The organism is Paenibacillus sp. SRL342 (assembly GCF_984798905.1).
Map to the genome: position 1 here is coordinate 5,462,917 of NZ_OZ481790.1, position 15,701 is coordinate 5,478,617.

The following is a 15,701-nucleotide window of genomic DNA, read 5'->3' on the forward strand; positions in this document are numbered from 1 at the left end:
ATGTTAAGTAACTATTTAATCATCGCTAAAACTCCTCTTCCACCACGATAAAACTTTTCATAATTCACCTTCACGCCATCATCCAAATCAATTTCAATCTCCTCTGTTGCAATGGCCGCTAAACGTTTATCAAACTCACGAAGCTCGTCAATTTTCTTCTCAAACGCCACTTTCTCAGCATTTAACTTCTTTTTATCCGTTGCACTTAAATTCGGATTCACTAAACGATTTTCTAAATCGACAATTTCTTGCTGATACTTCGCTTGGATTTCCTGTAAATGTTCAAAGCGAATTATTGCCATTGTGTCGGGTTGATAGCGATGCATGTAGATTAATGTTCGTAAACCCTTTTGTTTTCCTGAGTCCACTAGCCAGTAGATAGGGCGTTTTTGATACATTTTGCAATGATCTGAAAAAAATTCATCTACGAAATAACGACGAATACGTGTTTCTGCATCTTCACCATTTCTCATCTCAAGGGATTCGGCTAACCACTGGAAGTTTTCCTCAACATTATCTAATGAAAAAGCATTTGCCAAGAACTCTCTTAAGCGAAGAATAATATCAGATTCAAAATAAACTGAATCCGTGAATTGTACCATTTTAATTTCCTTATAGCTATTAATAGAATATCTGCCAAGCAAACAACCAATAAAATATGAAAGAAAACTAATAGTATCTTTTTTTACATCCGTTTTAAATAGAGAAATTTTCGAGTCATCTACTATTGGAGACAACTCATCTTCTAATTGAAATTTATTTATTATAGTTTTATTTAATTCTATTTCATTTAGCTTTAGTTTATTAAAATCTGACCTTTTTTCACTTTCCCATTTAGCAAAGGCATTCGCTAAGGTGTTTTCTCCATTTATGAATGGATGCTTATCGAAATTCCATGAAGTTTCGTTTGAATCCCAATCTTTTTTGCTTATGAAGATATTTTCTTTTACTATTTTTGTATTTATATCTAGCCTTTTCACAGGCATTTTAGCAACACTTCCATTTGTATAGTGTAAGGATGACATTGTTATTTGAGCAAAGTAATTAAATACAACACTATTCATATAGGCTAATGTTTCATATAAGTTTTCTCCAAAATAACTTGGACCAGTGGCTTCAAAAATAAAACCTTCTGGAGAGTATCTAGCTCCGAAATCTGCAGTACTTAAGTCCGACCATGTCAAAGATTCTTTAAAATAATATTTTTCATTTCGTATATTCGAAGAACTAATAGATTTCAACTCTTTACCATCATTCTCCCAATCAATAAGATATAATTGATTTCCATACCATTTCCTATACCCCCCCCCTTTATTTAATGGAAACCATTTTTTGTTTACTTTTTCAGGTGAGACTTCAAACCACATTCTTAAGTACCTATCATTTTTTCCTGTATCTAAACCCTTTTTAGAATCCCCTACATCTCCCAATTTCAATGACTTTTCAAAGATATTAACTACTTTATCACTTAACCAATAAGCTATTGGGGAAGATGGAATTTTTAAAAAATCTCTTTGTTCAAAAATATAATATTCACGATTAGAAATTTTATTTAGAGCTACTTTCCGTTTTAATTCAGCATTTTTATAATCAATTAGACGAATATATTTTCCTTGTTGCTGTTTAATGGTATAGTTTCTAAGTACAAAAGTTGTAGATTGAACTACTTCTCCAGCAATTTCTTCAAATGCTCTTGAACCTAGGTGTATCATAGAATCAATAGTTTTTTTTGATAAAACCCCTTCTCTCAATTGAACAAAACTTGATAAAAACATCCATGAATGCTGATTTATTGCCGTATAAAGCCCCACACTTTTCAAATAAAAATCTAATTGCATAAATGCTGCATATAAATCCGATTTAGAATCGCTATAATATACTTTCAAATAATCCATCAATTCTTTGCTCATATTACTAGAACCCATATACGGTGGATTCATTACCACTACATCATACTCATTACGCATAACCTTCGTCTGATGAATCAATGTCGACAATACTTGTTTCGCTATTTCATGCTGCTCCACATAAAACAAGTCTTCCACTGGGTTGTTTTCGATTTGCTTAAATCGTTCCTCAATAAACGAAATTCCACGTTCCGTAATATTAATTAATGATCCGTATGTTTTAGCATTATGATATTGGTCAAAAAAGGCTTTTACGTGACTGTATTGCTTACCAACTTCTTGTTGTGCAATATAGTAAATTACATCCTCCGTAATATGATTAGTTTCCTGGATGGATGCTAAATTTAATTGAATGCCTTCACGTTCTACACTGCGTAAGAAGCGTTTTGAGTATGAAGCGGCCTTCATTACTACCGCAAATGCAGCCATTTGATATGCGCGGTCATCAATATCTAAACCATATAAGTTATGTTCTAAAATTAGGCGTGGGATATCGCGTTCTGGATAACCGCACTTCTCGTAAATTTCATAGAATACTTCAAAAGCGTACACTAAAATATGTCCGCTTCCCATTGCCGGATCTAGTAGCTTAATGTCTTCTACCTTTAATTCTTTATTCACATATGGAGCAATTTTATCGTGGAAGTCTTCTTCATGTTTGATGAAGTATTCCCAGTTCTCGATTAAATCTTCGTCTTCTCGATGTGCTTCTGTCCAATAACGACCAAGTGAGTTTTGTACCATGTATTGTACTATCCATTTTGGTGTAAATAGCTGTGTGGCAAATGGGATTTCTTCTTTTTTATACTTGGACTTTTGCGCGAAGACACGGTCTTTTTCTTCTGCGATATAGTATTGATACAACCAACCAATCACTTCAATTTCGGAAAAGCTCTCTGTCAGCTCTTCACTTTGTACAAGCGTTTTAATGACAGACTCTGCATCTAGTAAAAAGTCCGGTAATAATAACTCTGAATAATCTTGAATTTTCTCAAACATAAATGGGAGAATCGGATTTAGCGCATTACATTGTGCCACAAATAAAATACGGTATGCTGCCTCTGTATTCCCAGCGTTTATTAGTTCACGTACTTCCTCTTGCTTAATCGCTAAATCCATCGTGTCATATTCAAATAAAATATCCGGATCTACTCGTCCGATACTACTAGATAACACATTCACTCGCTCTGGTAAGTATTCATGTACTTCCATATAGCGAATAGCAATGATTCGGTTAAACCATGTGTACGCTGCTTCTTCAAGCAGTTGTTTATAACCTTTTTGATCTAATTGCTTTTTTAAAGCCGTAAATGCGCTTTTCATCGATAACGGGTACGTATATCCATTAATTAATAGCTGTCCAAACTGTTCTTCTATATGCAAACCATTCTTTTCATCGATTCCATATAAGAGTGCTTTTGTTTGAACTTGCTCAATTAATTTACGACGTGACCAAGTTGCGAAGTTTTTTAATGCTGTTTTATTCATAATTTTGCTCACCTCTAGTAAGTAAAGAAGGGGGTCACCCCCTCCCTTTTATAGATCAAATTTTAACGTATTGTCTTTTAACTCTTTTAATAGCTGTTGTTTTAACCCTGCTAATAGATCATCTAATTCTGACTGTGTTTGGATTTCCGTTTTCACTAACATGCCACGTAGTGTCTGTGATGAAATAACCTTCGTCCCTTTTTCCCGTACAACTGTCGGTTGTGTAGGTTCAGTTGATGTTTCATATACAGGATTCTTCACTACACGAAGCAATTCGTCTTCTTTTTGTTTTGCCGCTTGTTGAATTTGTGTTGTCACATCTCGTAGCTCGTTTAATTTCATTTGAATCATCATTAAACTATCAGCTTCCAATAGTTGCTGCAATGCATTCGTAAATTGAGGCATTCTTTCAGAAATTAAGCTACGTACCACCTCGTTATTTGAATAGTATTCTTTAAGCTCACTTAATTTTTGTTCCAGCTGAGTAATTTGTGTACTAACTGCTTGCTTATGGGCATTTACTTCATTCGCAATTGTCTGCTGTAGCTTTTCAATAATTGACGGAATTAACGGAATATCACGGTACGGCTGTGTCTTTACTAAAATATCCGTAAGCTGTTTTCTTAATAAATTCACTTCGTCCGACTGTGTATGTGTTAAATCATTATGAATCGCGTTTAAAAACTGTACCGCTTCATCAAAGCGCTTAATTGGTGAATTTAAGTAGAAGCCCGATAAATCTTCAAGCTGTTCTTGAGCGTCAATCAGATCATCCTCTGCTTCTATAAACGCCTTCACTAGCTGCTCTGGGTCACGTATTTGCATTAAGCGTTTTATAGCATTTGAAATGGCGACTACTTTCGTATATTCAGGGTATGGATATTGCGCCGAATTGCCTTGTTGATAACGATTTGTAATGTTTTGAAGCGGATTACTAAAGTATTTGTTCATTGCTTCATTTAAAGCATCTGCAAAATCTTGATAAGAAACTCCACCATCTATTCGACCAAACAATTCTTTGTAAATTGCCATAAAGTCTCGACGTACATTCGGATCGACTTCAATTTCGGGTACTACACGAATTTTGTCGCGATCTGTTGTGCGATTTAACTTTGTATAGAAATCAGTTGCGATAGTTGGACTAAATAGTTCATCTGTAATCGTAAATTTCAATTTATTGTCATGCATTAGCGCTAGCAAAATGCCAATCGTATCAATTTCTGTCCAACCGTATGGCACTTGACTATATTTATCTAGTACCTCTTTTAATGATGGTTTTTGATGTAAACGGATCAGTTCTTCTAAATAACGAAGCACTTCATTATAAGCACGAATATTCCCTGTTGTATTTAGCAAATCTTGCTGAATTCCTTGCTCATATATACGTTTCCATTCCAATGTCACATTCTTCATCAGGATTGGCTCATCGATATATTCTAAATACTTATATGTGTTTTGGACGAGCATTTCAAATGCATCATTTACTTTCTTTTCAAAACTCCCACGGAATGTACGCTCCTGCATTTGTATATAAAAAATTGCTAATTCACATGCTTTTGCCAATAGCTCTTTTGCTTTTTGATCATAATCATCGACACTCGCTAATTTCGCATCATAAATACGGTGCTGGGCTTGTGTTGTACTTGCATTACGCTTTGAAGATACGTATCGACGAATTTGCTCCGATAAACGAATTGCCTCTTCCGCCTCTGCCACTAGTTCTTCGTTTAAATACACAACCATATGTCCCTCAGCAGATTGCAAAGCTGCTTCTGCTGGTGACATAGAACCTGTAATGACTTGCATGGTTAACGGATATTTCATATTCGACTTTGAATAGTTATCAAAGCGTTTATTGTATTCAAAGATAAAACCTTTATTATTTGTGAATTTCGATTTATTGTACATTTCAGTGAAAAATGTTTCTGCTAAGTTTGCCTTGATAATACTCAAATTTATGTCTACATTTCGAATTTCACTATTAATTTCTTGTTCCTCATCAGAAAGGAATGAGTACGTACCATCTGCATGTTTTTCAATAAACATCGTTTGCTCTAAACGACTTAACGATTCTTTAATGGCTGTTTCGTTTTGCTCAGCATCGATACGTGTTAAAAGGAGAGCCGTAATATTACTTGGTGTTGCTTGAATATGATCAATTCCTTTAATTAAGTAAAGTACTTTTAAAATATCAACATCTGCTGCGTAAAGCCCTTCATTATTAGCAGCTCTACTTTCGGCCTTCGTTATTGTTTGCACAATCGTTGACTCTAAGTGCTGACGAATCGTTGGGTAAAATTCTGCCATCGTTACTAATGTGCCAAGCTCATCATCATTATGCTTAATCGCTGCATCTTGGAATGATTTCAATAATGAACGTTCTCCACGTGACGCGTATGAACTTCCTTCACCGTGAATACCGATTTTCTCAAGTACAGCTTGTAATAGTTCTACTTGATAAGGTACAAATGGATAAATCGCAACAAATTCTTCAGTGGTGCGGTAAGCTGAGTTGTATTGTGTTTTCTCTTTATCAAAAGATAAGCGGTTACGAATTAATTGCTCATTCGGCTCATACATCGCTTCTAATGTTTTGGTAGCTGTTTCTGACTTTTCAAGTAGACGACGCTTTAATACTTCATCTGTATTGGAACTGGATAGATTAATACGTGTTTTAAAGCGGCCTTGGATTTTCGAGAAGCTCGTTGTATCGACAACGTTTGCTACAGATTTAATGCTTTCTTGTGATGTAATAGCAATCCAAGCTTGTCCATTTGTAGCAGCACCAATTTCTTCGACTGCATTTTGTAAATCAAGCATTAAATTGTTGTCCATACCGATGTACTGACCTACTTCATCGATTAGGAATACTAAACGGTAATCTGCACCCTTTGACTGGCAATATTCAGCGATTAGTTTACCTAATTCTTTCGCTGAAATGCTAAATTCTCTTTGTGCATTGCGAACCATAAAATCAGCGGATGCTTCGTCGTAACCAACCGCTGATAATGCTGCTATCATTTTTCCAAAACGCATACGGAATTTTAAGCGATAGTTTGACCACGTTTCGCCGTACAGTTCTTCAATTTTATTTGTAAAAGCAAGGTACTTCCCTTCTCGCTCTAATTGGCGTTCAAAATCAGCCACCCAAAGTGTCGTTGAATACCCAACATGCTCATTGAAAATACGTAAAATGATTTCAATGATGCTTTCTTTACTGGCGCGTGTCGCATTTGTACTTGCTTCAGAGCCAACATTGAATAGTAATGCATCAGATGATTTACCGCCAATTCGACGCATGGCAGCTAATAACTCTTCATCCTTAATTTTGTATTCAAAATACTCGAATGGTGCACGACCTTTAATTTGTTTGTTATCTAGTAAGTAGGAAAGAATCTTTAAAAAGTGCGATTTACCGGATCCAAAGAAGCCAGAAATCCATACCCCTACATCCTTTGTATGTACTTTGTAAACACCTTCATAGTTATTATAAAAATCTTTTAAACTATTTAAAATCTCATCAGTAACAACGTATTCCCTTAACTCCGTATAAATTGTTTCTTCGTCTATTTGCCCTGCCTGTACGACACCATTAATGGGACGATTAATATCTTCTTTAAAAATACTTTTAATGATCATTTAAAGCACTCCCTATGAAATTCGTGTAAGTTGATATTCGTCTTCGTGACGGAATAGATTGTATAAACGTAAATCGAGGCCCGTAAAATGTCCTGGGTAGAACAAGATTAGCGGTTTTCTATACGCATGATTAGACAGTTTTTTTAATAGATGGCTAGAACGAATAAATGGATGCACTGTACCCACCCCTGTAATAAATATTAGTTCGGCATCTTCAGCTTGTTCTATAAAGCTATCTACTAACAGCGTGCGGTCTTCAAGTACCGTTTGAATAGCTTGAGATAGTTCCTCATACCCCTCTTCTTCTGCCAATTCAATGAGTTCTTCTAAATCGTCTTCAAATAATGTGAGCAGAAACTGAAATAAATTGATTTCCTTGATATTTAATAGCGAACGTTTCAGTAAACCTTCTTTAAATGTACGAACAATCAATTCGTCTTCTGCTGGATAATCAAATACGAAATGTGGAATTTCACTGCCGATACCAGTGGGCTTAGTAAAGCCCTCTTGATGAATTCGTACTTCTAATTGTTCTAGTCGTTTATAAATCGTCAATATTTCCACCTACCTGTAACGTAATCATCGCTGCTAATAATGGATCATTTTTGATTGCGTATTTTTTTAATTGTGGACTTACATGTAATGGTGTAATTGAGTAGACCCCATCATTTAGGTCAATTATACCACTAGAATTATAAAACAAAAGAAGTGTATTATTGACCTTTTTCTTCGAAACTTCGCTCCAGTTTGCAATTTTTTCAGAATGTTGCTCCTTTTCTCCCATAAATGATTCTAAATGGGCTAAAATCAATTTCTTATTTTTTTGTTGATAGCGATAAATAATTAATTCATATAAGCTTTCATATGCATACCGATAAATTTTTAGAAATGTATATAAAATTAAAGCTCTTTGATCATATTTAGTTCCTGATAAATAGAAGCTTCTAAGCTCTTTAGATAAACTAATAGCTCTTTTATAAGCTAACTGAAATCGTTTTTGTAAGGCAGCCTCTGTTTTCACTAAAAATGGATTTTCTTGTAGTACCAATTCTCGAATTTCTTCTCGTCCTAGGTCTTTTTCTAATAAGGACAAAACATACTCAATGTCATGCTGATACCATCTTTCACTTGTTATTCCTGCAGAGTACTCCATATATTATTGACCTCCGTTTTATTCTTTCTTTAAGTATAACGATTGCCTTTACAATTTGATATTTGATTAATATTCTGAAATAGTGAGTGAAACCTTCCTCGAATTTACTAGCACACCTCATATATTGGTGAAGCATCTAAACAAAGTGGAGCGTGCAGTCACTTACTCCTAACCAGGACATTTCAAAACACATTCCGGACATCAGTTTGAAAATTAATGATTATAAGTACATCTTACTGTTATCACTGACATTACTGCATCTATAGATCAACTATGATAACGATTAAAATGCCTAAGATATATATGATCTTTCTTTTCAAGCGAACACCCCGTTAAGGTTTGGATTAATTGGTGAAATGCCTCAAATAAAGCTTATTAAATTTATCACATATAAGTTTAGGTTTTAACTCCCAAATAGTGGTGATTTAATCTGGGTATAGCACAATCATTATTCATATATGACGGATTGTAATATGAAGTGCGACACCCGCTGGAAATAAATAAAAAATGGCTCATGCCGGATTCGTGTAGAATGAAGTCACCACAACAACCACCATGAGCTACAGACATCTTAGCATAATTGAGCGCAGCAAGCTCGAAATCCTCCATCGGCAAGGTCAGAGTTCAAGAAGCCTCGCAAAAGAATTCAATCAGTCAGGCATCGTCTGTGATGTGGAGGATAGCCGTGGAAATATCGGGGTCATGCTGCGGGGACGCAAAGTCAAAATCCATAAGAAACGCCTGACCCTGCATATATCTGCCGATGAGCTTTATCCGGGTGAAGATTATGACTTGGACATTGTGCTAGAAACAAAGGAAAATCGAAAGAAACGTAAGTTGATGGGACGCAAACATGTGGAAGGCCTCCAAATCGAATTACCGCCTGAAGAATAGCCGATGGGAGAAACAGATGTAGTGAACTGGAAGTCATATATACACAGTGAAATCCATAATCAGAAGCACATTTCTGTTATACTGGGACCAGTATGTTTAACTTCAGCTCGTAGCTATTCCACAGGGAGGGAAGAACTGTATGTCTGCAGAACAAGACGATCAAGAGCACATCCATATCGATGTTCTTGTCTGCCCATTATGCGGGGAAGCTAATCGCTGTTCCTATGCCGCAGGACATCCTCATTCGGAATGCTGGTGTAACCGGGCTACTTTCCCCGAGGGTGTGTTTGACCGCATTCCGCCAGAGCAGCGCCGAAAATCCTGCATATGTCAACGCTGTTTGGACGACTATGCCGATAAACGCCAACCAAAAGAAGAGCCACACAGTTAATAACTGTATGGCTCTTCTTCATTATGCCTCATCAATACTGTTAGCTTGCTACCACTGTTCTTACATTTGGTTATACTGGGCAACAGCCTGTTCAAGCACCGGATGATGCTCATCCATGGACGTATAATGGTGGAGCGCAGCTGTAATCCCCTTCTCGCGGATCATGTCCTGTAGTTCAACTGCTTCCGGATCATCGGAGACATCGAACTTGCAGGCTGCTGCCATACCCATAGCCAGATAAGTCGTATCAGTTCCATCCGCATATGCCTGAAGGGCCGGGCGAACCAGACGATCATTTGGGGACAACTTGCGCAGCGGGGAACGACCAACACGAGTGACCTCATCGGTGAGATACGGGTTGACAAACCGTCCCAATATTTTGACAATATACTGCTCATGTTCTTCCGGGTTGAATGCAAAACGCTTCACCAGAACTTTTCCAGTTTCCTGCAAAGCACCGTAGACAATCGATTTCACCTTCTCGTTGGCAATAGCCTTTTGAATCGTGTCATACCCGTGCACATTACCGATATATGCTGCAACGCAGTGTCCTGTATTAACAGTGAACAGTTTCCGTTCGATATACGGCTCCAGATCATCGACATATACAATGCCCTCAACCGGTTTGAATGCAGGAGCCATCTGGGAACGATCAACTACCCACTCGTAAAAAGGCTCAACCTGTACATGCAACGGATCTTCATGATGCTGAATAGGCACTATCCGGTCTACGGCTGAATCTGGAAAATAAACATACTGATCTGCAAGGGAACGTACTTTTTCATCAAGCAGAGCATATACATGCTCTTTCAATTGTGTGCTGGCTCCAATGGCGTTCTCGCAAGCAATAATGTGAAGAGGGTTTTGAGCAGGACCGGAATTCAGTCTTTTCTCAAGTCCCTTCGCAATCCCTGGTGCAATATGTTTTAACACGCCCACACCCACTGCGGTTGTAATCAGATCAGCTTCCACCACAGTTTGGGCAACCGTTTCTAGCTGAGTCCCATCGATTGCGTTTACACCTGTAACGGTCTCCTGATCCTTGCTCTCGTTAGCCAGTTCCACCGTGTACTGTCCCTGCTCCTGAAGAGCTGCTACCAAGTCCTGATTCACGTCGGAGAAAATCACCTCATACCCTGCACGGGAGAGAATCAATCCAATGAACCCACGTCCAATGTTACCTGCGCCAAAGTGTAGAGCCTTCATAGTTCCATTTCACTTTCCAGAATAGCGATAACTTCTTCGGCTGTTTTCGCCAGACGCAGGGCCTCCATATTCTCATCCTCAGCACAGATCACCGCAATGCTAGTCAAGATCTCCATATGTTCCCCGCCTTGAGCCGCGATACCAATGACCATATAAGCCTTTTCTTCGCCAAAATCAACACCTTGTGGATACTGAATGACAGAGATACCTGTGGATAAAATGAAAGCTTTGGATTCCTTTGTACCGTGTGGGATCGCAAGGCCGTTCCCTACATAGGTTGAGACAATCTCTTCACGTTCAATCATCTTCTCAATGTAATCAGCGGTAATATGTCCCGCATCCTTCAGAATCTGTCCTGCCATGCGAATCGCTTCGTATTTATCCTGAGCCGTCGCATTCATGATGACTTTATCTGTTGTTAACATACTCATAATGGTTGACCTCCAATTTCGGTTTTACTGCGATAAAATCCAACGAGTTCCTGGGACAGGTAATGAATGAGTTCATCCCTGATTCCCTTTTCCAGCAATGTAATCATTTCTTCCTGTAATAACAGGGCGCTGATCTCACTGAGAACCTCCAGGCTTTCCTTGGATAATTCTCTGGGACCGAGCATCAAGAGGACATGGGTAACTCCTGCCGGATCATCCGGCGTACGAAGGAGTGGCTCAGTGAGCTGAAACAAGCTAATGGACGGCCTGTAGATCCCCTCACTGCGTGTATGAAACAGCGCAAGTCTTGTGCCGGGAATCTTCTGACTCCCCACTGCCTCACGTGCCTCCAACCGTTTTGCGACCTCCTCCGGTTCCCTCAACACACCAGATCCATGGAGTACGTTGCACATCGCATACACCGTTTTATAGAATCCGATATCTTGGTTATCCAGCGGATACACCTGAAACTTTCCAATAATTCGGACGATCTCAACTAAAATAGCTTCCATTCCGTCAGGGTCAGAATAACGACTTGTCGTCTGAACCTCTATTTCACGGGGCTTATTATGCTGTTGTTGTAATGTTGTTGTTCGGATAAAATGACGCAGACGTTCGCTCTCTTCCGCCGTAAGCAGTGGACTTACTTTGTAATACTGATGCTCATCCATCGGCAGATCAACAGTGGATAAGACCAGATCATATTGATCTGTAGGCATCCGGGCAGCTTCATACCAGGACACGCTGTCCATGATCCGAATTTCGGGAATCTCCTTGGATAATCGGCTGGAAAGCATGCGTGATGATCCGATTCCGCTTGTACACACGATGATGGCCCTGATCTCCCGTTTCAATGCACGTAACCTCTCGATGGAAGCGCCAAAGTGCATGACTAAGAAACCAATTTCCTCATCCGGAACGTCAGTACCTGGCCAAGCTTGATGCACGGATTGTTTGACTTCTTCGAAGAGTGAATCATAATCCTTGCGAATCTGCTGCAGTAGCGGATTACGAATCATCTGTTGCCCTTCAATTCGCTCCATTACAGGTTGCATATGACCAAGCAGACCTTCACGAAGCAACCGATCCTCATGAAAGGCATAATGTGTTCTCGCCTGCATCTGATCAATCAGTGAATGTACCCTGTCCAGTAATATCAAGTCGTCTATTGGCAACAGCCGTGAAGAGTGAATCCGCTGCTCTGTCTCAATTAATAGTCTGTGAAAATAAGCTTGCTCATCTTGGGAGAATGTCAGTCCCAGTTGGGTGGATAACACACCACACAAGCGGGAAGCCATATAAGGTGGAACCTTCATCTCATCTTGCTCTGCAACTTTATCTCCCGTGTTCTCTTGTGGAGACATACGGCCAATGCCAAAGCCTTTACGAATACGTACAACCGCGACGGATAATTGAATCAGCAGCTTCATGTATTGGCGTTCCGGGATGTTCTCCAGCCATTCGATGTCTGGTTGCCATAACGCATTTTCGACCGTAAGCACATCACCGTGTCCAATCATATCCAACAGTTTTTGGTTTACGACGGAGCCCCCTTGTTCTGGCTGTCTTCCGAACAGGTCGGACTCATCCAAAAATTCGAGAGCAAGTGCAGCTATGGCTGTGCGATGAATTTTCTCACTTCCGTTAATCTTGACGCCATATCCACGTCTGCGAACCAGCTTTAGTCCCGCCTGACGGATCCGTGACTCCAGATCGTCCAGATCCGTGGTTACGGTGGATACGGTCACTTTCAGATCCGAAGCCAAGGCGAGTAACTTTACAGGCTCCGGTTCATCCAGCAAGATGCAAAGCATGAAGAGCTTACGCTCTTCTGGCGTAAACTCTACATATTCTTTACCCTCTAGTTGCTTGCGCAATACAGCCAGATCATCGGAACTGGCATCGATTCGGATACCGGTTCCTGATTTTTTTTCCAGCCTCATGCCCAAAGGTTCAAGCCATTGTTCAATCATTTGCAGCTCCCGGTGAACCGTTCGGGTACTGACCTTTACTTCAACGGCGATTTCGCCGGCAGTGACTTCATGTGGATGCTCCAGCAGAAACTCCACGATTTCACGTTGTCTTTTGGTAATACTCATATCTCAGCCTCCGGCTCAGGGAAAACGAATGCGTGCAATTACTTTAGACGTTCAACGAGCGCATCGTATTCCGGGCTTTTTAGGAAGTTGTCGATGGATATATGTTCTGCGTTCGGCGCTACGGAGCGGGCACGATCGGTCAATACTTGTTGTGTAATTACCACATCTGCATCCGGTGGGATATCACTGATAGCCGTATTGGTCACCGTAACGTCAATCCCCTCTGCCTTCATCTTCTTACGTAGAATGGAAGCGCCCATGGCACTCGACCCCATGCCTGCATCACAGGAGAAGACAATTTTCTTCACATCTGTTTTCACTGTAGAAGAAGCCATATCTGCGACTCTGTCTGCTTCACGTTGATTAGCCGTAATACCAGCGTTTGGCACGGTTCCTTGACTCTTCATGTCTTTCATCCGACTGGATGCGGACTCCAGATCTTCGTCTTTTTGTTTACCCGTTTTCAGCAACACTGCTGCAACCAGGAAGGATACAACTGCTGCTACAAGCACCCCTGCGAGCATCGGCAGGTATCCACCTTTTGGTGTTAAGAGGAAATACGCGATAATACTACCCGGTGATGGTGCCGAAACAAGTCCTGCTCCAGTGAGCATGAATGTTAATGTACCTGCGACGCCACCCGCAATTGCGGCAAGAATCAGAATCGGTCTCATCAAAATGTAAGGGAAGTAGATCTCATGAATTCCCCCGAAGAAATGAATGATAACAGCACCCGGTGCAGAAGATTTGGCCATTCCGCGTCCGAAGAAACAGTAAGCAAGCAAGATACCAAGTCCCGGACCCGGGTTCGATTCAAGCATGTATAAAACGGATTGCCCTAATTCTCTTGCCTGATCTGTTGCAATCGGTGTCAGAATCCCGTGGTTGATTGCATTGTTCAGGAACAATACTTTACCTGGTTCAATGATTAGATTGACCAGCGGTAACAAGCCCAGATTCATTAAGCCTTGTACCCCGGCAGACAATACTTTGCTAATCGCTTCTACAGCAGGCCCGATGCCCAGTAGCGCAAAAATCCCCAAGATCCCGCCAATAATACCGGCTGAGAAGTTGTTAACCAGCATTTCAAATCCGGCTCTAACTTTACCTTCAATGGATTTATCAAACTTTTTAATGATCCATGCTGCCAGTGGTCCGGCAATCATGGCACCGAGGAACATTGGAATATCACTACCCACGATGACCCCGATGGTCATAATGGCACCCACGACACCACCGCGCTGACCATGCACCATCGTACCCCCGGTGTAACCAATTAACAGTGGCAGCAAATATTTGATCATCGGATCGACTAGCTGGGCAAGCGTCTCGTTAGGGAACCAGCCTGTTGGAATGAACAGAGCCGTAATTAATCCCCAGGCGATAAATGCGCCCATATTCGGCATGACCATACCACTCAGGAATCGGCCGAAGCGCTGAACCCCTACCCGTAGCCCACCTTTGGAATTGGACGATTGGTCCAAATTACTCATTGTATTATCCTCCTTGGATCAAGTGATTATGATTTATGAAAGGGGTATCATTTCTCCCCTGTTGTAATCCTAAGCGAGAATGCTCTCCTGTTCAATGAAATGAAAGCGTACTTTCGTCATGAACAATGATGACAACATTAGGTTATGTAATCGTTTTAATCGATGCATAATGACTCAACCCCTTGATACACAAGGCTTTTTCCGCCTATGACTTTTATCATTTCCAGAATCATTTTCTAACCTATAGCTTGGTCCAATCAGGTGATTTACATCCACAATCTGCTTCAATCCACATTCAAAACCATTCTTGGAAAGCACAAAAAACCCGTGCAAGCATCAGGCTCACACAGGTCGAAACAATATGAAGCTCATATCATTTGGTTATAAAATATATGTTAATAAGTACAAGTTCGTTAAAACTATTCTTCCGTATGTTTCCGATACGCGTCTGCATTCATCAATGTAGACAATGCTGCTGTCAGATCTCCCTCAACACGAATCTCAATCATCCAGCCTTCCTCGTAAGGAGAGCTGTTCACAAGTTCAGGGGAATCCTGCAACGAATCATTAACTGCAATAATTGAACCTGTGACGGGAGAGAACAAGTCCGAAACCGTTTTGACCGATTCGATCGTTCCAATGCTATCTTCTGCTTTTACATTGGTTTCAAGGTCAGGCAGTTCCACAAACACAATGTCACCCAGCTGATGCTGTGCGAACTCGGTAATGCCAATACGTACAGTATCCTCCCCTACGGTTTGCACCCATTCATGCTCTTCACTGTACAGGAAATCACTTTTCAATTCGCTCATCGATATCCGCCTCGCTTTTCATTAAATGAGTGCATGCGTTCTTTGACCTTAACCTTTTTCCCAGAACATAGCGTATGATATTTATGAATCAAATGTCAATATACCTCACAATTTATTTACTGAACACCTCTAAATCCTGTAACCGGATTACACTCTTTCTTCATATACTGGTGAATATTAGAATAGTA

At 40.1% G+C, this 15,701-nt stretch carries 10 protein-coding genes and 2 pseudogenes; 3 read left to right on the forward strand and 9 right to left on the reverse strand.

Translation table 11 applies throughout. The features are described from left to right. Positions 1-11: 11 nt before the first annotated feature. Genes pglX through AC4E8D_RS24095 form a run of 4 tightly spaced genes read right to left on the reverse strand, consistent with a single transcriptional unit; the run spans position 12 to position 8,187 of the window. Positions 12-3,395: a BREX-1 system adenine-specific DNA-methyltransferase PglX gene (pglX, locus tag AC4E8D_RS24080; protein WP_490205333.1), complete on the reverse strand. Its 3,384-nt coding sequence runs from the start codon at positions 3,393-3,395 to the stop codon at positions 12-14. A gap of 48 nt (positions 3,396-3,443) precedes the next feature. Continuing rightward, the gene (brxC, locus tag AC4E8D_RS24085) at positions 3,444-7,034 is read right to left on the reverse strand and encodes a BREX system P-loop protein BrxC (protein WP_490205334.1); all 3,591 of its coding nucleotides are present in this window, start codon (positions 7,032-7,034) and stop codon (positions 3,444-3,446) included. Between the two features lie 12 nt (positions 7,035-7,046). Continuing rightward, a complete protein-coding gene (locus AC4E8D_RS24090; protein ID WP_490205335.1) occupies positions 7,047-7,598 on the reverse strand; it encodes a BREX protein BrxB domain-containing protein in 552 nt (183 codons plus the stop codon). Continuing rightward, positions 7,576-8,187, reverse strand: coding sequence for a BrxA family protein (locus AC4E8D_RS24095; protein WP_490205336.1), 612 nt, complete (start codon positions 8,185-8,187; stop codon positions 7,576-7,578). The genes AC4E8D_RS24090 and AC4E8D_RS24095 overlap by 23 nt, the downstream gene beginning before the upstream one ends. Positions 8,188-8,742: 555 nt before the next feature. Between AC4E8D_RS24095 and AC4E8D_RS24100 the strand changes: the two are divergent. The 3 genes and pseudogenes from AC4E8D_RS24100 to AC4E8D_RS24110 form a co-directional block, all read left to right on the forward strand. Further along, a pseudogene (locus tag AC4E8D_RS24100) lies at positions 8,743-8,841 on the forward strand (helix-turn-helix domain-containing protein); the annotation flags it as partial. Then, positions 8,836-9,081: pseudogene (locus AC4E8D_RS24105) on the forward strand (endonuclease MutS2); the annotation flags it as partial. The pseudogenes AC4E8D_RS24100 and AC4E8D_RS24105, both read left to right, overlap by 6 nt. 139 nt (positions 9,082-9,220) lie before the next feature. Beyond that, entirely contained in the window at positions 9,221-9,472 is a 252-nt protein-coding gene (locus AC4E8D_RS24110) for a cysteine-rich CWC family protein (protein WP_076212388.1), read from the forward strand. Positions 9,473-9,532: 60 nt separating this feature from the next. Here AC4E8D_RS24110 and AC4E8D_RS24115 read toward each other — a convergent pair whose 3' ends face one another. From AC4E8D_RS24115 to gcvH, 5 genes are all read right to left on the reverse strand, one after another. After that, positions 9,533-10,678, reverse strand: a complete 1,146-nt coding sequence (locus tag AC4E8D_RS24115) for a mannitol-1-phosphate 5-dehydrogenase (RefSeq protein WP_339305417.1) — start codon at positions 10,676-10,678, stop codon at positions 9,533-9,535. Next, the gene (locus tag AC4E8D_RS24120; protein WP_017686856.1) at positions 10,675-11,109 is read right to left on the reverse strand and encodes a PTS mannitol transporter subunit IIA; all 435 of its coding nucleotides are present in this window, start codon (positions 11,107-11,109) and stop codon (positions 10,675-10,677) included. The genes AC4E8D_RS24115 and AC4E8D_RS24120 overlap by 4 nt, the downstream gene beginning before the upstream one ends. Then, positions 11,106-13,208 carry a BglG family transcription antiterminator gene (locus AC4E8D_RS24125; protein WP_339305419.1) on the reverse strand — a complete coding sequence of 701 codons (2,103 nt, stop codon included), beginning with the start codon at positions 13,206-13,208 and terminating at the stop codon, positions 11,106-11,108. Before AC4E8D_RS24125 ends, AC4E8D_RS24120 begins: the two co-directional genes overlap by 4 nt. Positions 13,209-13,246: 38 nt before the next feature. Further along, positions 13,247-14,701 (reverse strand): PTS mannitol transporter subunit IIBC, encoded by a 1,455-nt coding sequence (locus AC4E8D_RS24130; protein ID WP_339178744.1) that lies wholly within the window; start codon positions 14,699-14,701, stop codon positions 13,247-13,249. Positions 14,702-15,120: 419 nt separating this feature from the next. Continuing rightward, positions 15,121-15,513, reverse strand: coding sequence for a glycine cleavage system protein GcvH (gene gcvH, locus AC4E8D_RS24135; protein WP_047844042.1), 393 nt, complete (start codon positions 15,511-15,513; stop codon positions 15,121-15,123). Positions 15,514-15,701 lie beyond the last annotated feature (188 nt).